The 19,171-nt window shown below is 68.3% G+C and carries 17 protein-coding genes; 8 read left to right on the forward strand and 9 right to left on the reverse strand.

The window, feature by feature from the left end; all coding sequences use genetic code 11:
* The first annotated feature begins 64 nt into the window (after window positions 1-64).
* Window positions 65-1,060 (forward strand): ArsR/SmtB family transcription factor, encoded by a 996-nt coding sequence (locus OG474_RS06625; protein WP_405061313.1) that lies wholly within the window; start codon window positions 65-67, stop codon window positions 1,058-1,060.
* Here the strand turns inward: OG474_RS06625 and OG474_RS06630 are convergent.
* Both OG474_RS06630 and OG474_RS06635 read right to left on the reverse strand, forming a co-directional pair.
* Window positions 1,057-2,247, reverse strand: a complete 1,191-nt coding sequence (locus OG474_RS06630) for an acyl-CoA dehydrogenase family protein (RefSeq protein ID WP_405061314.1) — start codon at window positions 2,245-2,247, stop codon at window positions 1,057-1,059. The two genes, OG474_RS06625 and OG474_RS06630, sit on opposite strands and share 4 nt — an antisense overlap.
* 119 nt (window positions 2,248-2,366) lie before the next feature.
* Window positions 2,367-3,878 (reverse strand): serine/threonine-protein kinase, encoded by a 1,512-nt coding sequence (locus tag OG474_RS06635; protein ID WP_405061315.1) that lies wholly within the window; start codon window positions 3,876-3,878, stop codon window positions 2,367-2,369.
* 119 nt (window positions 3,879-3,997) lie between these two features.
* Between OG474_RS06635 and OG474_RS06640 the strand changes: the two genes are divergently transcribed.
* Window positions 3,998-4,657 (forward strand): peptidylprolyl isomerase, encoded by a 660-nt coding sequence (locus OG474_RS06640; RefSeq protein WP_405061316.1) that lies wholly within the window; start codon window positions 3,998-4,000, stop codon window positions 4,655-4,657.
* 22 nt (window positions 4,658-4,679) lie between these two features.
* Here OG474_RS06640 and OG474_RS06645 read toward each other — a convergent pair whose 3' ends face one another.
* The 3 genes from OG474_RS06645 to OG474_RS06655 all read right to left on the reverse strand — a co-directional run bounded on the left by OG474_RS06645 (window position 4,680) and on the right by OG474_RS06655 (window position 7,024).
* Complete coding sequence (locus OG474_RS06645; RefSeq protein ID WP_405061317.1) at window positions 4,680-5,045, reverse strand: hypothetical protein; 366 nt, start codon at window positions 5,043-5,045, stop codon at window positions 4,680-4,682.
* 13 nt (window positions 5,046-5,058) lie between these two features.
* Window positions 5,059-6,021, reverse strand: coding sequence for an HpcH/HpaI aldolase/citrate lyase family protein (locus OG474_RS06650; protein ID WP_405061318.1), 963 nt, complete (start codon window positions 6,019-6,021; stop codon window positions 5,059-5,061).
* Window positions 6,022-6,130: 109 nt separating this feature from the next.
* The gene (locus tag OG474_RS06655) at window positions 6,131-7,024 is read right to left on the reverse strand and encodes a GNAT family N-acetyltransferase (RefSeq protein ID WP_405061319.1); all 894 of its coding nucleotides are present in this window, start codon (window positions 7,022-7,024) and stop codon (window positions 6,131-6,133) included.
* Window positions 7,025-7,071: 47 nt separating this feature from the next.
* Between OG474_RS06655 and OG474_RS06660 the strand changes: the two genes are divergently transcribed.
* The 5 genes from OG474_RS06660 (at window position 7,072) to OG474_RS06680 (ending at window position 11,045) form a co-directional block, all read left to right on the forward strand.
* The gene (locus tag OG474_RS06660) at window positions 7,072-7,578 is read left to right on the forward strand and encodes a hypothetical protein (protein ID WP_405061320.1); all 507 of its coding nucleotides are present in this window, start codon (window positions 7,072-7,074) and stop codon (window positions 7,576-7,578) included.
* Between the two features lie 24 nt (window positions 7,579-7,602).
* Window positions 7,603-8,865 carry a magnesium transporter MgtE N-terminal domain-containing protein gene (locus OG474_RS06665; protein ID WP_405061321.1) on the forward strand — a complete coding sequence of 421 codons (1,263 nt, stop codon included), beginning with the start codon at window positions 7,603-7,605 and terminating at the stop codon, window positions 8,863-8,865.
* On the forward strand, window positions 8,855-9,382 hold the full coding sequence (locus OG474_RS06670) for a DUF1003 domain-containing protein (protein WP_405061322.1): 528 nt from the start codon (window positions 8,855-8,857) through the stop codon (window positions 9,380-9,382). The genes OG474_RS06665 and OG474_RS06670 overlap by 11 nt, the downstream gene beginning before the upstream one ends.
* A gap of 31 nt (window positions 9,383-9,413) precedes the next feature.
* Complete coding sequence (htpX, locus tag OG474_RS06675; protein WP_405061323.1) at window positions 9,414-10,316, forward strand: zinc metalloprotease HtpX; 903 nt, start codon at window positions 9,414-9,416, stop codon at window positions 10,314-10,316.
* A 165-nt stretch (window positions 10,317-10,481) separates the two neighbouring features.
* Window positions 10,482-11,045 carry a hypothetical protein gene (locus tag OG474_RS06680; RefSeq protein WP_405061324.1) on the forward strand — a complete coding sequence of 188 codons (564 nt, stop codon included), beginning with the start codon at window positions 10,482-10,484 and terminating at the stop codon, window positions 11,043-11,045.
* Here OG474_RS06680 and OG474_RS06685 read toward each other — a convergent pair.
* Window positions 11,042-14,788, reverse strand: a complete 3,747-nt coding sequence (locus OG474_RS06685) for a family 20 glycosylhydrolase (protein WP_405061325.1) — start codon at window positions 14,786-14,788, stop codon at window positions 11,042-11,044. The genes OG474_RS06680 and OG474_RS06685 overlap by 4 nt on opposite strands.
* A 182-nt stretch (window positions 14,789-14,970) precedes the next feature.
* Between OG474_RS06685 and OG474_RS06690 the strand changes: the two genes are divergently transcribed.
* Entirely contained in the window at window positions 14,971-16,116 is a 1,146-nt protein-coding gene (locus OG474_RS06690) for an Mrp/NBP35 family ATP-binding protein (RefSeq protein WP_405061326.1), read from the forward strand.
* A gap of 25 nt (window positions 16,117-16,141) precedes the next feature.
* Here OG474_RS06690 and OG474_RS06695 read toward each other — a convergent pair whose 3' ends face one another.
* The 3 genes from OG474_RS06695 to OG474_RS06705 all read right to left on the reverse strand — a co-directional run bounded on the left by OG474_RS06695 (window position 16,142) and on the right by OG474_RS06705 (window position 19,170).
* Window positions 16,142-16,480, reverse strand: a complete 339-nt coding sequence (locus tag OG474_RS06695; protein ID WP_405061327.1) for a sec-independent translocase — start codon at window positions 16,478-16,480, stop codon at window positions 16,142-16,144.
* Window positions 16,481-16,528: 48 nt separating this feature from the next.
* Entirely contained in the window at window positions 16,529-18,037 is a 1,509-nt protein-coding gene (locus OG474_RS06700; RefSeq protein WP_405061328.1) for a trypsin-like peptidase domain-containing protein, read from the reverse strand.
* A gap of 77 nt (window positions 18,038-18,114) precedes the next feature.
* Window positions 18,115-19,170, reverse strand: a complete 1,056-nt coding sequence (locus OG474_RS06705) for a transcriptional regulator (RefSeq protein WP_405061329.1) — start codon at window positions 19,168-19,170, stop codon at window positions 18,115-18,117.
* Window position 19,171 lies beyond the last annotated feature (1 nt).

Below are 19,171 nucleotides of genomic sequence, written 5' to 3' on the forward strand. Positions count from 1 at the left end.
TGACAGGGTCGTGACAGGGGGCTCTCTGCACCATGAGGCGTTGTAGAGAGGGGAGGCGATCGCCTTGTTGCGCATTCACTTCACCGGACAGGACCTGGCGCGCACGACGCTCGCCGAGGAACCGGATCCGATGTGGGAGGTCCTGCTCAGCCTGCACCAGCTGCAGGGACGCGACGGCATGGCCCACTACGGCAACTGGCGGGAGCGTGCCCGCAGACTGCTACCGCGGTCCGCGGTCCGGCTGCTTCAACTGGCGCCTCCGCACGGCTACTCCCCCGACTTCCTGACCCCGGCCAAACAGACCTCCGACTTCGACACCGGTCTCGAGCGGGTCATGTCCACCTCACGGGCCCGTCTGCAGCAAGAGCTTGAGCTGCTCGCAGTACGCCGGCCCCGGACGCCCTGGACTCGGGACCTGGCATCCGGTCGCGCCGAGGTCGTGCATGGGCTCGGACAGGCGCTGCGGACCTACCACCAGCAGGCGATCGCGCCGTACTGGAGTTCGATCCGTGCACTGGTCCGAGCGGACCACCAGCGGCAGGCCAGTCAGATGTCGGGGGCCGGTGTGGATCAACTGCTGGGCCGTCTGCACCCGTCAGTGCGCTGGAACTCGCCAGTGCTGGAGATTCCGGGCTTCTCCGACAAGGACGTCTATCTGGACGGCCGCGGCCTGCGGCTGCAACCTGCGGTCTTCTGCTGGCTGACTCCGACCAAACTGCACGACCCAGAACTGCCACCGGTCCTCGTCTACCCGGTGCAGCACGCTCCTGGGCTCCTCCGCCGCATGTCCGCAGAGAACCGCTCCCAACCGCTGGCAGCCCTACTCGGTACGACGCGGGCTGCCGCACTGGAGGCGGTCGCGGGCGGCTGCACCACAACCGTGCTGGCCGAGCGCTGCCGGATCTCACTGGCCGGAGCGAGCCGTCAGGCCGCCATCCTGCGCGACGCCGGCCTGATCACCACCCGCCGGGCCGGACAGGCCGTCCAGCACGACCTGACCCTGCTCGGCAAGGCAGTCCTCACCGGCGGCTTCATCCAGGACCCGGAGCGTTTGAACTAAAGCTTGTAGTCCTCCAGGAGGCGGCGGCCGATGATCATCCGCTGGATGTCGGCCGTGCCCTCGCCGATCAGCAGCATCGGCGCCTCCCGGTAGAGCCGCTCGATCTCGTACTCCTTGGAGAAGCCATAGCCGCCGTGGATGCGGAAGGAGTCCTCCACCACCTGTGAGCAGTACTCACTGGCCAGATACTTCGCCACACCGGCCTCGAAGTCGTTGCGGGACCCACTGTCCTTCTTGCGGGCCGCCTTCACCATCAGCTCGTGCGCAGCCTCGACCTTGACCGCCATGTCGGCCAGCCGGAACAGCACGGCCTGGTGGTCGGCGATCTTCTTGCCGAATGTCTCCCGCTGCTGCGCGTAGGAGATGCCGAGCTCGAACGCCCGCCGGGCCACGCCACAGCCACGCGCGGCGACGTTCACGCGGCCTACCTCGACACCGTCCATCATCTGGTAGAAACCCTTACCAGGAACGCCGCCCAGGATCTGGTCCGCGCCGATGGAGTAGCCGTCGAAGATCAGCTCGGTCGTGTCGACGCCCTTGTAGCCCATCTTCTCGATCTTGCCCGGCACCGTCAGGCCCTTGTCGACCTCGCCGAAGCCCGGCTCCTTCTCGACCAGGAACGTGGTCATGTTCTTGTAGACCGATTCCTGACCCTCGTCGGTCTTCACCAGGACGGCGACGAGGTTGCTCGAGCCACCGTTGGTCAGCCACATCTTCTGGCCGTTGATCGTGTACAGGTCTCCGTCGCGGACGGCCTTGGTCTTGATCGCGGCCACATCGGAGCCGCAGCCCGGCTCGGACATCGAGAACGCGCCGCGCACGTCACCGGTGGCCATCCGCGGCAGGTACTTCTGCTTCTGCTCGTCGGTGCCGTGCTGGAGCAGCATGTACGCGACGATGAAGTGCGTGTTGACGATGCCGGACACGCTCATCCAGCCGCGGGCGATCTCCTCGACGCAGAGCGCGTAGGTGAGCAGCGATTCGCCCAGACCGCCGTACTCCTCGGGGATCATCAGCCCGAACAGGCCGAGCTCCTTGAGCCCCTCGACGATCTTGGTCGGGTACTCGTCCTTGTGCTCGAGCTCGGTGGCGACCGGGAGGATCTCCGACTCGACGAACGCGCGGACCGTCTTCAGGATCTCCTCCTGAATATCGGTCAGCCCCTCGGTCTGCTGCAGTCTGCTCATTGCGCCGGTTCTCCTCGGGTGCGGTTCAGCTCGCTACTCGTGAGTATTGCGGCTTTCAGCATCCCGGGACAGCGCCGACACCCGCTGTGACTCCGGCCACCCGATGAGGGTCGGTTACCTCACTCGTCGCCGTCGCCGTCCCCGCTGTCGCCGTTGTCGCCGCCGTCACCGGCCGGCATCGAGCGGTCGAGCTGGGCGAACCCCAGGTAGACCTCGGCGGTCGGCTGCCAGCGGTGCTCACGCTGGGCGTCGACCAGGCGCTGCTTGGCCTCGTTGTAGTTCTTCCGCGCCTCACCGGTCTCACCCTTGGCCAGCTGCGCCGCCGCCTGCTCCAGGTCGCGGGCCGCCAGCTTCGGCGCGTTGCTGCGCTGCTGGGGCTGACCGGGCCACTGCTGCTGGTTCTGACCGCTCTCGCGGACCTTGCCGGCCAGAGCCTTCAGCTGCGCGACCACCTGCGGGTACTGATCAGCGGGCTTCGACGGCTTCTTGGTCGGCGTCTTCGTCGGGGTCTTGGTGGGCTTCGGCGTCGGAGTGGGAGTCGGCGTCGCCTTCGGCTTGGGTGTCGTCTTCACCTTCGCTACCGGAGCAGACGGCGTCCCACCGGCCTGTGCGACCGGGTCACCCTTCACACCCTCCTTCAGCAACGCCACACCGACCGCAGCAGCCAGTACGACGGCCATGGCGGCAATGACCTTGGCGAACGGGAACGTACGGCGGGGTGCCTCGCGCTCCGGGGTGGCGACAGCCTCCTCTTCCTGCCGAGGAGGCATCTGCAGCACCTGCGTGGCGTTGCTGACCGGCGGGAGCGCGATTGCCTGAGTGCTCTCGTCTGCCGTGGAGCTGAGCAGAGCCGTGACCTCAGTAGCTGACGCTGGGCGGTCTGCGGGGTTCTTGGCGAGCAACCGCATCACCAGCGCCGACAGCGCCGGGGTGACGTCGTTGCGCATGATCGGGGCCGGCGCAGACTGCAGATGCTGGTGCATGACCGCTTCCACGGTCGCTCCGGTGAAGGGCGGCGTACCGGAGAGCAGTTCGTAGAGGACGCAGCCGAGCGAGTACCAGTCGCTGGCCGGCGTGGCTGCGCCGCCACGGACCTGCTCCGGCGACACGTAGGACGCCGTACCGAGCAGGACGCCCAGAGCGGTGGTCTCGTTGCCGGCGCGCTTGGCGATGCCGAAGTCGGTCATCTTCAGCGTGCCGTCCGGCGCCAGCAGCAGGTTGCCCGGCTTCACGTCGCGGTGCACGATGCCGGCTCCATGAGCCGCGTCCAGTGCCCGCGCGCCCTGAGTGGCGATGTCCTCGACCAGCTTGGCGCTCGGCAGCCCCGCCGTACGCATCAGCTGGGCCAGGTCCGGTCCGGAGACCAGCTCCATCACCAGGAAGACCCGATCGCCTTCGGCACCTACGTCGTACGTCGCGACGACGTTCGGATGCATCAACCGGGCAGCGGCCTGTGCCTCGGCCTGGAACCGGGCGACCGCGTCCATCGGGTCGCCGTCGAGGCTCCGGAGCAGTTTGACCGCCACCTGCCGGTCGAGCAGCAGGTCCTCGGCCTGCCAGACCTCACCCGCACCACCTCGCCCCAACAAGGTGAGCAATCGGTAGCGCCCTGCCAGTACCTCGCCGTTCACAAACAAACACCTTCCGCAGCGGACCGCCTTACCTTAGGCGGCCTGGGCGATCAGATCGAGTTCGGAGCCATTTCCTTGCAAACCTCTGCGCGGAGCGCACGTGGTATTACCGTGTGCCCATGAAGCGAACGTTTGCCGCTGTGATCGCGGCCACCCTGCTCGCCACGACGTTCACGACCGCCACCGCGTCCGCCGTACCGGTGCAGCGGCCGAAGCCGACTGTTCGGTGTGAGTTCACCCCGACGCCGGAGAACCCGGCCGCCAAGCCGGTCCGGGTCCCGTCCGCCACGGCCAAGGCGCACGGCACCGTCGACGTCGTCTTCTTCACCAACTATGGCTCGTTCGTGGTCCGGATGGACCGGGCGAACGCACCCTGCGGCGTCTCGAACTTCGTGCACCTGGTGCGGAGCCGGTTCTACGACTCCACACAGTGCTTCCGGCTGACGAACTCGGCCCGGCTCGGCGTCCTGCAGTGCGGTGACATCTACCGGCAGGAGGAGGGCGGACCGGGGTACAAGTTCCCGGACGAGGTCACCGGCAAGGAGACCTACCCGCGCGGAACCGTTGCCTACGGCAACCAGGGGCCCGGGACGAACGGCAGCGAGTTCTTCGTCGTGCACTCGTTCGCCAACATCCCGCCGAACTACACCGTCCTCGGCCACGTGATCGCCGGCATGTCCACCTTCGATCGGATGGTCAAGGCCGGCATCGCCGACCCCGACCAGGACGGCCCCCCGGTCCGCCCCATCCGCATCCTGAAGGTGCTGTCGCTGGGCTGATCCGCAGCGCGGTGGCCGTCGGTCAGTACTCCACGACGGCCATCCGCTCGGCCACTTGCACCGTGAAGTGGAACGTCTCCCGCGCACCCTCCAGAGCCACCAGGTAGCGCCCGTCCCCGGTCCGGTAGATGGTCCGGTACCGCGGACTGAACGGGTCGTCCGGGCTGAAGCTGCTAGCCAGTTCCTCTGCTGCCGCCTGTGCCTCCGGAAGGCTGCTGAACTCAACCGGCTGATCGGGAACGTAGAGTCCCCACCGACCCTCGTCGTTGCGCTCGACCAGAACCTCCCAGACTTGCTCCGGAACTGCGACGTCCTGGAGCCCGTCGCCGTGTTCTGCCAGGTACTCCTCGGGATCGGTGCCGTCCCAGTGCCCCTCGTACGCCGTCATGGCGGCAGCGTAGTCAGTCGGCAGGAGCTTGCCAGGGGTCGTTGCGGGTCATGCCGGCCGCGCGGCCCTTGGCGGAGATGACGAGGGCCATCTTGCGGGAGGCCTCGTCGATCATCTCGTCGCCGAGCATCACCGCGCCGCGGGCGCCGCCGGCGGCCGAGGTGAAGTGGTCGTAGGCGTCGAGGATGTTCTCGGAGTGGTCGTAGTCCTCCTGGCGCGGCGAGTAGACCTCGTTCGCGGCGGCGATCTGGTCCGGGTGCAGGACCCACTTGCCGTCGAAGCCGAGCGCGGCCGAGCGGCCGGCCACCCGGCGGAAGCCGTCGACGTCCTTGATCTGCAGGTACGGGCCATCGATCGCCTGCTTGCCGTAGGCGCGGGCCGCCATCAGGATCTGCATCAGGATGTAGTGGTAGGCGTCGCCGACGTCGTACCCGGGCGGCTGCTCGCCGACCACCAGCGACTTCATGTTGATCGACGCCATGAAGTCGGCGGGGCCGAAGATGATCGTCTCGACCCGCGGCGAGGCGGCCGCGATCGCGTTCACGTTCGTCAGGCCGAGGGCGTTCTCGATCTGCGCCTCGATACCGATCCGGCCCGGCTCGTAGCCGTGCACCTTCTCGATCTGGGTGATCAGCAGGTCCAGCGCGACCACCTGCTCGGCGGTCTGCACCTTCGGCAGCATGATGCAGTCCAGGTTCGCCCCGGCGCCGCCGACGACCTCGATCACGTCGCCGTAGGTCCACTCGGTGGTCCAGTCGTTCACCCGGACCACGCGGACCTTCTTGCCCCAGCCGCCCTCGTTCAGCGCCGCCACGACGTTCTTGCGGGCGTCCACCTTGGCGATCGGCGCGACCGAGTCCTCCAGGTCGAGGAACACCTGGTCGGCGTCCAGTCCCTTCGCCTTGGCCAGGAACCGCGGGTTCGACCCCGGGGTGGCCAGACACGACCTTCTGCTCCGCAAGACCTGCTCGGACATTTCGGGACCTCCGCGTCGGTTACTCACCGGTCACCGGCAGCGTACGGCGAAATCGCGTCCGCGTCCGGTGACCGGGCTCACGTCGCGGTGCGATGTGGCCGGACTCTCATCAGCCCGGCCGGTGGCTCTTGGTGAGCTGGGTGCGCAGACCGACCGGACGGTAGCCGAGGCGGCGGTTGGCGGTCAGCATCGGCTCGTTGACCAGGTTCATCACGGTGTAGGCCACCGTCACCCCCGCGTCCTTCGCAGCGGCGAGTGAGGCCGCCTTCACGGCACCGGCAAGCCCCCTGCCCCGATGACTGCGCACAGTCCCGGTCATGTCGGTCCACAGCTTGTTGTCCTCGCGGAAGGCGATGGTGAACGCGACAACCACGTCACGATCGACGATCGCGACGCTCAGTTCGCTGTCGAACAGAGGCCCGGCCCACACGTGCGCCTCGAACCAGTCGAACGCCGCGTCGACGGCTGAACCACCCGGGATGTCAGCAGCTGTCTCGCGGTACGCCGGGAAGACGTCCTGCGGCGTCAGTTGCGCGAGCGGGACGAGCGCGAGGCCGTCCGGGACCGTCATGGTCGGAACCGCGTCAGTGAGATCGACACCGGCGTAGGTGAGCTCCGCACCGACGGTGAAACCTGCCCGGAGCGCGAACGCGGTGCCGTGCTCGTCCGCGATGCTCTGCACGGACCAAGAGGGCAGTGCCCCGAGCCATTCGTCGCAGGCACGCAGCAGCTGCGTCCCGATGCCCTGGCGACGGTAGTCCGGGTGGACGATCACCTGTAGGGCATACGCATCGTCTGCGTTCAGCCAGGCGGCAGGGCGTAGCGCGCTCCAGCCGACCAGGTGCCCGTCGACCTCGGCCGCATAGCCGACGCCCTCGCCGTTGGTCGCGGCCTCGAGACCAGCGCGGACCCCGGTGCGCGCACCGACCGCGTACGGCCGGACAGCGGTGGTCAAAGCCACCAGCTGGTCGAAATCCTCGAGCCTGCCACCCCGAATGTCCACGACCGGAACGTACTCGTCTGCGGGTCCAGTTGTGACAGTCTTGGGCCGTGGACGCAGCAGCCGAGATCGCCGGGGTGATGAAGAAGGCCGGACTGGTCTGGATCTCGTGGGACGGCCACCGACCGGCACCGGCCTGGTTCGCCACGGTCGACGGCCAGTACGTCGTACTGGCGGATGCGGACGGTAGTGCGGAGCAGCCGCTGGCCGGTCTGGCCACGGCGGGGTCCGCGGAGGTCGTCGTACCGGCTAAGCCGGCCACCACGCGGCTGGCGAGCTGGAAGGCGACAGTACGGCGGTTGGCGCCGGGAACCGAGGAGTGGACGGCTGCTGCGCTCGTGCTGCGGACGGAGCGGCTCAACGCGGCCGGACTGGACACTCAGCTCGACCGGTGGCGGTCTGAGGCCGACATCCTGGTTCTGGAGCCGACTGGTGAGATCACCGGCTTCGACGGCGCATCGCCGTACGAGACACCTGCTGGGACACCGGCCACCACGCGAGGCCGGAAGCCGATCACGCTGCACCGGCGCGTCCGCCGCCGTCGCAAGTTGACCTGAGTGCCTGCGGGTTAGCCTTCGGTCATGAGTGGACCGACGCGCGTTTATGTCGCACGGCTGGCTGGTCTGCCTGTTTACGACCCCAACGGGGATCAGGTCGGCAAGGTGCGTGACGTGGTCGCGATGCTGCGGCAGGGGACGCAACCGCCGCGGGTGCTCGGGCTGGTGGTCGAGGTGTTCGCCCGGCGGCGCATCTTCGTGCCGATGACCCGCGTGACGTCGGTTGACGTCGGCCACGTCATCACGACCGGTCTGGTGAACATGCGGCGCTTCGAACAGCGCACGACCGAGATCCTGGTGCTGGGCGAGATGCTGGATCGCACTGTCACCGTTCGGGAGACCGAGACGACCGGTGTGGTCTTCGACATGGCCATGGAGCAGTGGCGAACCAAGGACTGGGTGCTGTCGAAGGTAGCCGTCCGCGAAGGCAGCAAGCGGTTCCGGCGCCGCGGTCAGTCCCATGTGCTCGACTGGGCTGACGTGAGCGGGTTCGCCCAGGTCGAGGAGGGCCAGGGCGCCACCCACATCCTGGCCGCGTTCGACTCGATGCGTGCAGCCGACCTGGCCGCCGTACTGCACGATCTGTCGCCCAAGCGACGCAAGGAGATCGCTGCGGCGCTGAACGACGAGCGTCTGGCCGATGTGCTCGAGGAACTGCCGGAAGACGACCAGGTGGAGATCCTGGCCGCTCTCGACACCGAGCGGGCTGCCGACGTACTGGAAGAGATGTCACCGGACGATGCGGCCGACCTGATCGCGGAGCTGCCGACCGAGACGGCGGAGCGGCTGCTGACGCTGATGGAGCCGGACGAGGCTGAGGACGTGCGCCGTCTGCTCACGTACGAGGAGCGCACTGCTGGTGGTCTGATGACGTCCGAGCCGGTCATCCTGCCCGTGGACGCGACCGTGGCCGATGCGCTCGCCCATGTCCGCAACGCCGAGCTCAGTCCGGCACTGGCCGCGATGATCTACGTCTGCCGACCGCCGCTGGAGACTCCGACCGGACGGTTCATCGGAGTCGGCCACATCCAGCGCCTGCTCCGCGAACCGCCGTCAGAGCTCGTGTCTGCCGCCTTGGACACCGACCTGGATGGCCTGCGGCCTGATGACAGCCTCACGGCGGTCAGCAAGTACCTGGCGACCTACAACCTGGTGGCGGCGCCAGTGCTCGACGACGAGGGCCGGTTGCTCGGCGCGGTCACCGTGGACGACGTACTGGACCATCTGCTGCCTGCCGACTGGCGCGAATCCGACCAACCGCAGGAGGTGGACCACGATGGCTCGTGACGACCGCAGTAGCGACGACCGGCGCTCACACAGCACCAACCGCCTGGACATCCCGCGCGAGCTGCGCCGGACCATCGCCATCCGGTCCGCGTACGACGCCGACGCGTTCGGGCGGCTCTCGGAGCGGATCGCCCGGTTCCTCGGGACCGGCAAGTTCCTGGTCTACATGACCGCGACGATCGTGTTCTGGGTGGTCTGGAACATCTTCGCGCCGGAGAGCGTCCGGTTCGACACGTACCCGTTCATCTTCCTCACCCTCGCGCTCAGCCTGCAGGCGTCGTACGCCGCTCCGCTGATCCTGCTCGCACAGAACCGGCAGGAGGCACGGGACCGCGTCCAGTACGAGCGGGACCGCGACATCGACACCCGGACCCGGGCGGACATGGAGTTCCTGGCCCGCGAGATGGCGTCGCTGCGGATGGCCGTCGGCGAGGTCGCCACCCGCGACTTCCTGCGCTCCGAGCTGAAGTCGCTGCTGGCCGAGCTGGATCGGGAGAGCCCTTTGGGGCCGCGCTAATCTCGGTGACAAGCAACGGAAGGAGGTCACGATGAAGAGCAGGTTCGCGCCCGATCGGGGACTGAACAGGCGGATGCTCGTGACGAGCTTCCTGCTGGGGCTGCTGTACGTCGGGTTCATCGCGGCGCTGATCGCGGTGACCAAGAGCGCGGTGCTCGCGATCGTGATCGCCGGCGGGGCGCTGTTCGTCCAGTACTTCTTCTCCGACAAGATCGCGCTCTACGCGATGGGCGGGCGCATCGTCACCCCGGAAGAGGCGCCACAGCTGCACGGCGCGATCGACCGGCTCTGCGCGCTGGCGGACATGCCGAAGCCGCGGATCGCGATCGCCGACGTCGACCTGCCGAACGCGTTCGCCACCGGACGGAACCCGAAGAACGCCGTCGTCTGCGTGACGACCGGGATCATGCGACGACTGGACGCCGACGAGCTCGAGGGCGTGCTCTCGCACGAGCTGTCGCACGTCGCGCACCGCGATGTGGCGGTGATGACGATCGCCTCGTTCCTCGGCGTACTGGCCGGCTTGATCACCCGCTTCGGGCTCTACAGCGGGCTCGGCGGACGGCGTGACCAGAACACGGCCGTCATCGTGCTGACCATCGTCGCGGTGTCGGCGGCGGTGTACGCGATCTCGTTCCTCCTGACGCGCGCGCTGTCGCGCTACCGGGAGCTGGCCGCGGACCGCGCCGGCGCGATGCTGACCGGCCGACCATCGGCGCTGGCGTCGGCGTTGACGAAGATCAGCGGGGACATCGCGCGAATACCCTCGCGCGACCTGCGCCAGGCGGAGGCGTTCAACGCGTTCTTCTTCGCCCCGGCCATCTCGGGCAAGGGCGTCTCGCTGTCGTCGCTGTTCTCCACCCACCCGCCGCTGGAGACACGCCTGGACCGGCTCGGTGTGCTGTCCCGCGAGCTGGGCGAGCAAGCTGGGTAGGTCTCGTGATTCCGCGCCGTAGCGAGCATGTGCTCGGTGCGGTAGCTCGGCGTGCTGGGGCGAAGGCCTCGATGCTTTTCCATCGTGGCCTTTGCACCAGTGCGGCGAGGTGCCGTGCCGAGTGCAGCGCAGTAGGCGTGGGATCACGAGACCTACCCTTGACCTATGGGTTTCCTCGATATCTTGCTTGGCCGCAGCAAGGCGGTCCCGCCGAACCTCGACCAGTTGTTCTCGCTGCCCTCGGCCGCGATCACGCTGGAGACTGCGGCCGACTACCGCCCGACCGGCAGCGGATCGGTCTGTTTCAAGGCCGCTGAGGGCGGCGGGTTCTCGGCCTTGCGGTCCGAGGTCGACAAGCTGCTCGCCCTCGACGACGGCAAGTTCACCAGTACGACGGACTCGTACGGCTTCACCTGGCTGGTCCGCGAGACCACCCCCGACAACGTCGAGGGCCTCGTCACCGACCTGCACGGCGTCAACACCTCACTGGTCGACGCAGGCTTCGGCCCGGCCCTGCTGTGCACCCTAGTGAACTTCACCAACGGCAGCAAGTCCCTCGGCCTGGTCTACCTCTACAAACGCGGCTCCTGGTATCCCTTCGCCCCGGTCGGCCCCGACCGCCGCGACAACGCCACCGAGCTCCAGATCAAGTCCCTGCTCGCGAACGACCTACGCCTCGAGCAGGACCTGGCCCGCTGGTTCCCGATCTACGGCGCTCCCGGTCTCTAGGCAGGTGTGAGAGCCCAGCGCTGGCTGGCTGACGCAGTGTCGGTCTGCTGGGTCACGGCGGTGCCATCGGTGGCGCCACCGGTCAGTGACAGACCGCTGTGTTTCGCTATCAGCTTGTAGGTGTTTCCGGAGGCCTGGACGAGCCAGGCCTGGTTGTCGGTGCCGGTGCAGGTCCACTGCACGACTGCGGCACCAGATGCTCCTGAGGAACCGGTGACGTCGGCACAGAGACCCGAGGCTCCGTTGACCAGCGTGTAGGCACCGTCCGGCCGCCGGCTCAGCGTCCAGCGCTGGTTCGGGCCACCGTGCGGAGCCCACACCTCCAGAGGCTTCCCGGGGTCCAGGGAGCTGGCTGGGTCGTCCAGAGCCTTCCCTGCCGCAGTGAGTTGGTAGGTGCCGGACAGCCCCTGCGGTGCGGCGCTGTAGACCTCGAACTCCCACAGTGACAGCCAGGTGGTCGCGCGCTCGTCGACCTTCAGCCGGATGTACCGGCCGGCTCCGGCGAGGCCGGTCAGGTCGTCCTTGGCGCCGTCACCGGTCGCGGTGGCGTAGATGGTGGTCCAGTTGCTCGCGTCGTCGGAGACCTGGATCTGGTACTTGCGGGCATAGGCCTGCTCCCACCTGATCGCCACCCGGCTGATCGGCAGCCGCTCCCCCAGATCGACCTGGATCCAGGACGGATCGGTGAGGCCACCCGACCAACGCGTGTTCGGGTCACCGTCCACCGCCAGCTGGCCCGGGAAGTCGGCCGTCTCGTTGGCGGAGACGGTGACCGGCCGGTGCAGCGCCCGGTTGCCCGGATCGCTCACCACCGGCCACCCCGGTGCGTGATTGATCGCCGCCGCGATCGGACTGAACTCGCCGTACGAGGAAGTGAGTTTCGGCGAGCCCCAGGTCTGCTGTGCGAGCACGCGCAGGTGCAGGAAGAGGCGGCCGGCGATCTGGTCCTCGGTCTCGGCGCCGGGGTTGTCGGCCCAGATGTGCATCTTGCTGCCGAGGTTGCGGGCCGGCGCCTTGATCAGGTTGTTGCCCTGGAACCAGTCCGGTGTCCAGTCCTGGTAGGTCCAGGTGCTGTCGGGCCTGAAGGCTCCGAGCGTGTAGTAGGTCGGAGTCAGCGACTCGTTCGAGATGGTGTGCCCGCGGTCGAGCAGTTGCTGCGGGGTGAGCCCGACGTTGATCCAGTACTCGACCATGATGTCGCTCGCCGGGTTGATGGTGCCGTCCCCCGCCTTGATGCCGTCGTTCCACATCCGCATCGTCTTGCCCTTGGAGCGGACCAGGCCGTTCGCCCAGTTGATGAAGCCGTAGTACGTGTCCTTCGCGGTCGCGTTCGGGCCGTACTTCGCCCGGGCATACGCGAGCAGCTGCGGATAGTCGCCGTAGTTCTCGATGTACTCGTCCGCACCGAGATGCCAGTACTTCGCGGGGAACAGCGGCAGGTACTCGTTGATCAGGTCGGACGCCAGCGTGTAGGCGCCTGGCTCGGACAGGTCCAGGTAGTAGGGGTTGCGGGAGCCGTCCGGCTTGTCGAGCTGGAGCTCGGGGTGATTGGCGAGCACCTGGTTCATGTGCCCGGGCATGTCGACCTCCGGGACGATCGTGACGTGGTGACGAGCACCCAGCGCGATCAGCTCGGCCAGCTGCGCCTTGGTGTAGTGATCGGGCGAGACAACCTCGGGGTGGCTACTGCTCTCCAGCCGGAAGCCGAACGTGTCCGACAGGTGCAGGTGGAAGTAGTTCAGCTTGAGGTAGCCAAGATCCTTGATGTGGTTCTTGATCCAGTCCACGGTGAAGAACTTGCGACCGGTGTCGATCATCAGGCCGCGTTCGGACTTGGTCGGCCAGTCCCGCGCCGTACCGGCCGGGATGGTGCCCGACTGACGCAGCACCTGCAGGATGCTGCGCGTTCCGTAGTACGCACCGGCGTCGGTCCGGGCCCTGATCTGTACGGCGGCGCCGACCGTCATCGTGTAGCCCTCGTCACCGAGTGCCGTGTCGGTGGAGCCGAGTCCGAGGAAGAGGTCGCCGGCGCGCAGGTTGGCGGCGGTGTCGCGGACGACCGGGACGGTGACGCCGGTCAGCGCGGCGAGATCCGCGGCGAAGGTCTCGCCCTCGTCGGCGAGCGCCGGCGCGGCCGGGTCGAGCACGATCCGGGCGGCTGCGCCGAAGGTGTACGCACCGGCCGCCGCGGTCCACTCCCTCAGCGCCGGGACGGTCTGCGGCCGAGCTGTTGCCCCCGGCAACCGGGTGACCTCGAAGCCGCCGAGCTGGAGCACCCGGTGGTTGTTGTCGTCGACCCCGAGACCGGTCGCGAGCACGCGGACCCGGTTGGTCTTGTCCTCGACATCCCAGGTGAACGAGACCGCCGTACCGGCCGAAGGCGCCGGGAAGCCGGCTCTGGTGACGCGGGTGACCCAGTCGCTGCCGTTCCAGACCTGGATCTGGAAGTCGCGCGGGAAACCGTACGGACCGTCGCCGCGGCTGATCAGGGTGACCTTGTTGAAGCGGGTCCGGGCCGGAAGGGCTACTTCGGCCCATTCGGTGTGGTCCGTGTCGCTCGGCGTACTGGAGTAGACGCTGGCCCGGTTGCCGTCGGTGAGATTGGAGGCCGGGAAATCCTGGTACGGCGAGCTCGCGCGGCCGGTCGCGCCGACGGCCAGGTCCGGGGTCTCGCGACCACGCAGCGATGCGATCGCGGCGACGGTCGCATCCCAGTACTGCGAGGGGTGCAGGGCACCGTCGTCCCCACGCCACGCTTCGGTGTGGTTCGGGTCGACCGCCGACGTGTCGGCCGTCCAGATCGCGCTGTCCTCGTTGTAGTCGTTGAAGGCCTGGATCATCACGATCCGCGGGCGGGGGTTGGTGAGCACCTTGTCCCAGTCGCTCTGGTAGCGGTTGCCGTTCGCCCGGGAGTACGTCGTACCGGGGCCGTTGCCGTTGTGGTTGTTCCAGCCGGGGCTGACCACCTCGACCTCGGGATGGAGCTGGGTGCCGTTCGGTGACTGCCAGCCGTACTGGCCAGGGCTGGACGCATCGGCACCACGAACCGTGAAGTGGTTCCCGTTGGTCTTGTCGCCGGTGTAGCCGGCCCACGCCTGCAACGGGTCACCACTGGCGAAGTCGTACAGGACGAGCAGGGGCTTGCCATCGACGGTGTAGTAGTCGTCGTCGTTCTGGGCGAAGTTGTTCCAGACCGAGCGGGCGTGGTTCTCCGCGCAGAGCCCCTTGGCGTCCTGACGGCCGGTTACCTCGTCCTTGCACGGAGCGGCGTGGATGCCGACAGCCATCGCGTACTTGAGCTTCCACGAGTGGCTGGTGTTCCAGGCACTGATTCGCTGGGCGACGAGCTTGGCGTTGTCCACGATCCAGCGGTTACCGGTGCCGTAGTTGGTCTCCGGGAAGCCGCCGTTCGTCTCGTCGAGCAGGACGAAGTCGATGCCGGCCTCGGCGAGCTCGGCCAGATAGAAGTCGACCTGGGCCGGGTTGCCGCTGTCCGGGATCGACGTCCCGCCGTTCTGATCGAGCGGGCGGTACTTGATCGGGAATCCCTTGCCGAAGTTGTCCGCCCACATGCTCGCGTTGTTGTAGGTGACGAACCAGGTGCCGACATCGGTCGCGTTGCCGTTGCCGTTGGTGCCGATCCGCGGCGACGCCGCGTGGACCGTGGTGACGGTCCCGGAAAGGGCCGCGACGACCGCCAGGAGGGTCGTCGCCGTACGACGTACTCGCTTGAAAGGTTTCATCGCACGCCTCTCCCGACCCGCCGACTGATTCGAGGGGATGCCCCGAATCGTTCCCCGGCCGGATCGGCACGGCCAGCCTTTCGGCCTGGATCGAACCGGGCGCGACTTAGGGTCGCCTTGCGGGGGCTACGTCACATGGACCGTGGTCGGGCGGATTCCGGTCAGCACGTAGCCTGGGGGGTATGGCTCCCACTGCTGATCAGGTGACCACAGCTCTCGGTGGTGTGCTCGACCCCGAGATCAAGAAACCGATCACCGAACTCGGGATGGTCGAGTCCGTCGTCGTGCGCGAGGACGGCGTGGTCGCGGTCCGGATTCTGCTGACCGTCGCGGGCTGTCCGATGAAGGACACGTTGCGGCGCGACACGACCGCCGCGGTGAGCAAACTCGACGGTGTGACCGGGGTCGAGATCGACCTCGGAGTGATGTCGGCCGAGCAGCGCAGCGCGTTGCAGACGCAGCTGCGCGGTGGCGTCGCCGAGAAGGAGATCCCGTTCTCGCGGGCGGACTCGCTGACCAAGGTGTTCGCGATCGCCTCCGGCAAGGGTGGCGTCGGCAAGTCCTCGGTGACGGTGAACCTGGCGGTCTCGATGGCCCGCCAAGGGCTGTCGGTCGGCGTCCTGGACGCGGACATCTACGGCCACTCGATCCCGGCCATGTTCGGGGTCGCCGACGAGCGGCCGACCGCGGTCGACGACATGATCATGCCGGTGCCCGCGCACGGCGTGAAGGTGATCTCGATCGGCATGCTGAAGCCGAAGCGCGACCAGGTGGTCGCCTGGCGCGGCCCGATCCTGGACCGCGCCCTCGTGCAGATGCTCGCCGACGTGTACTGGGGTGACCTCGACGTCCTGCTCCTCGACCTGCCGCCGGGCACCGGTGACATCGCGATCTCGGTCGGCCAGCGGCTGACCAGCGCCGAGGTCATCGTCGTGACCACCCCGCAGGAGGCCGCCGCCGAGGTGGCCGAGCGGGCCGGCACGATGGCCCAGATGGTGCACCAGCGCGTCGCGGGCGTCATCGAGAACATGTCCTACCTGCCCTGCCCGCACTGCGGCCCCGAGCACCGGATCGAGATCTTCGGCTCCGGCGGCGGCAGCCGCGTCGCGGAGACCCTGTCCGCACGCCTCGGCTACCCGATCCCGCTGCTCGGCGAGATCCCGCTGGACGAGCGCCTCCGTAGCGGCGGCGACCTCGGCCACCCCCTGGCCCTCGCCAACCCCGACACCCTCGCGGCCCAGATCCTCGAAGGCATCGCCGTCAAGCTGGGCGGCAAGCCCCGAGGCCTCCTCGGCCGCCAGCTGGGCCTCAGCCCCGCCGGTCGCTGACCCCGGCCGGAGTCCACCTGAACGATCAGGTGGACTCGGGGTCGAAGGGCGGCTTGGCGCCTGCGGGCAGGCGTTGTGGCGCTTCGGAGAAGTCCGTCGAGACGGGCTTGTCGTCGAAGTCGTCGGCACCTTCGAGGAGGTGCTTGCGGACGAAGTTACGCGGGTTCAGGTCCTGCAGGTCGAGATCGGCGAACTCGGGGCCGAGCTCACTGCGCAGGTCGTTCTGCGCGTTGCTGACCATCCGGCGGACCTGGCGCAGCAGGTTGCCCGCGGTGCGCGCGAACTCCGGCAGACGGTCCGGACCGAAGACAAGTACGGCGACGATCGCGATCACGACCAGCTCGAGCGGCCCGATGCCGAACATGCGTTCACCTCACTTCTCGTTCCCCGGCACAGCGTACCCGAGCGGTTGTCAGCCTTCTTGTGGGGCGAGCGTCACGGTCGCCTCGCGCGGGCGGCCACTGCGTTCGTAGACCAGACGGACGCTTTCGCCGGGCTGATGCGTGCGGATCGCCACGATCAGGCCCTCGGCCGTGTCCACCAACTGCTTGTTGATCTCGGTGACCACATCGCCGACCCGCAACCCGGCCCGCGCGGCCGGTGAGCCGGCGCTGACCTCGCTCACCCGGGCACCGCCCTCGAACCGCAGGTCGATGCTCGCGCCGATCACCGGGTACGTCGCTTTGCCGTTCGCGATCAACTGCTGCGCCGTCCGGCGGGCCTGGTCGATCGGGATCGCGAACCCGAGCCCGATGTTGCCGCTCTGGCCTTCCTGCGAACCGCGGACGGCGGCGATCGCGGAGTTGATCCCGATCACCCGCGCGTTCATGTCGACCAGCGGTCCACCCGAGTTGCCCGGGTTGATCGCCGCGTCGGTCTGCAGGGCGTTCATGTACGACGCCTGGTCCTCACCGTCGCCGGTCGTCACCGGGCGGTTCTTCGCCGAGATGATGCCCGAGGTGACCGTCCCGGCCAGTCCGAGCGGCGAACCGATCGCCACCACGTCCTGCCCGACGACGGCCGCGTCCGACTGGCCGAACTGGACCGCCGGCACCTTCAGCCCGACCACCTGCACGACAGCCAGGTCGTATGCCGGGGAGGTGCCGACCAGGCGAGCGGTCTGGGACTTGCCGTTCGTCGTGATGATCTGGATCGACCCGCCCTTGGCGGCACCGGCGACGACGTGGTTGTTGGTCAGGATGTGGCCGGACCCGTCGATGACGAACCCGGAACCGGTCGACTCGGAGTTGTCCGAACCGTCGACGCGGAGCTGGACCACACTCGGCAGCAGCGCGCTGGCGACGGCGGAGACCGATCCGGCCCGGAACTTCGGGTCCGGACCAGGACCGTTTCCGACCGGTACGTCCGGCTGCTCGGCGATCGGCCCGTTGCCGTCCAGCGCGACCACGGTCACGGCGGCACCGCCACCGGCCAGCAGACCGACGACGAGCGCCACGATCGCGGCGATCAGGATGACGCGGTTGTCAGGCTTCTTGGGCGGCTCACCCGGCGTGTACGCGCGGGCCTGCTGCTGATGCCAGTCCAGCGGCGGCGGAGGCACTGGCCCCTGGTAGCCGGGGCGCTCGGTCGGCCAGGCCTGGCCCGGATAGACCGGGCGGAAGGTCGGCTCCTGCGCGCCGAAGCTGCGCTGGGTCACCGACCGCACCGGACCACCGGGCGGTTGATTCAGCGGCGACTGGCTCAGCGGGGGCCGGCTCGGCATCGGCTGGTTGGGCGTCGGCGGCTGGAGCGGCTGCTGCGGCAGCGCGGGCTGCGGTGAGCTGGCCGTCTGCCGGTACGCCGAGTCGCTGCGCGGCGGGGTCAGCGGGGTGATCCCGGTCCCGGGCGCGGGCGGTGTCAGCCCGGTCAGCGGAGCGCCGCCGGTCGCCGGGGATGTCGGTTCGGCGTCGTTGGTGCTCATGTGATCGCCTCACTCGTGGTCGGGAACGTCGGCCGGTGCCACTCCCGAGAGTAGCCGGGAGTTCCATCCGCTTCCGATTATCCCAGCTTTGGTGACAGCGCACCCATCGGAGTGAGCCAGGTCGCGATTCGGGCCAGTCCGCTGCCGATCCGCTGGACCGCGCTGAGCTCCACCGGCTGCTCGTGCGGGAAGGAGTCGACCACCTTCCCGAGGGAGTCCGGTGGCAGGTCACCGATCAGCGTGTAGACGATCCCGCCCGACGACCAGACGACGTACGAGGGCATGCCGTAGCGGACGTAGACGCCGGGTGTGGAGGTCGGGCCGAAGCCGGCCACCGCCGCTGGATCGAGGGCACCGCGCTGCTCGAACAGTGAGGCGGTGAAGAGGCCGTCCGAATACGAGAACTGCAGCGACCCGTTGGTGGTGTCCTGATGGACGTCGTACAGCTTGAGGAGCGCGGGCAGCTCAGGCGCACACATCCAGCCCTTGGAGCGCAGGTCGTCGATCTTGCCGAGGCCGAGCGGCTCCACGCCGTTCGGCGTCATCGGCGGCAGGTGCCCGATGAAGTCCGAGTCCTCGATGACGAGCTCGGTGAACACGGTCGCCCGGACCATCGTCTTGCCGTCCACACTGAACAGCTGTCGCTGCAGCAGCAGTCCGGTGGCCTTGTCGATCCAGAAGCGCGCGGCGAGCGTCTGGTCGTCGCGCACCGCGTCGACCAGGACGGCCTCCCGGCCGATCAGGTCCGCGCAGCACTTGTAGACCAGCTTGTACGTCGCTTGCAGCAGTGAGAGCGGACCACCGTCGATCGAGGCGTCGGTGCTGGTAGCGCGCTGCACGAACGCCTTGGCGCCCGGAGAGGCCGAGGAACCGACCACGCTGATCTCGGAGCCCTGGGAAGCCGCGTGCACGATGTCGAGCATCGCCGAGCTCGCGCCCTGCGGTCCCCAGGCGGTGATGATCTGGGTGCCGTGGTACGAGATCTGGTTCGGCGCCGCGGCGGCGCGTTCGAGCCAGGTGACGGCCTGCGGAGAGTCTTCCCGGTCGATCGCCGGGACGGCGCTGGCAGGCAGGGGCAGGCCGATACCGATCAGGGCGGTGCTGACCAGGACGGCGAGCCGATTCAGGCTCACC

Source organism: Kribbella sp. NBC_01505, from assembly GCF_045040285.1.
Lineage (GTDB): Bacteria > Actinomycetota > Actinomycetes > Propionibacteriales > Kribbellaceae > Kribbella.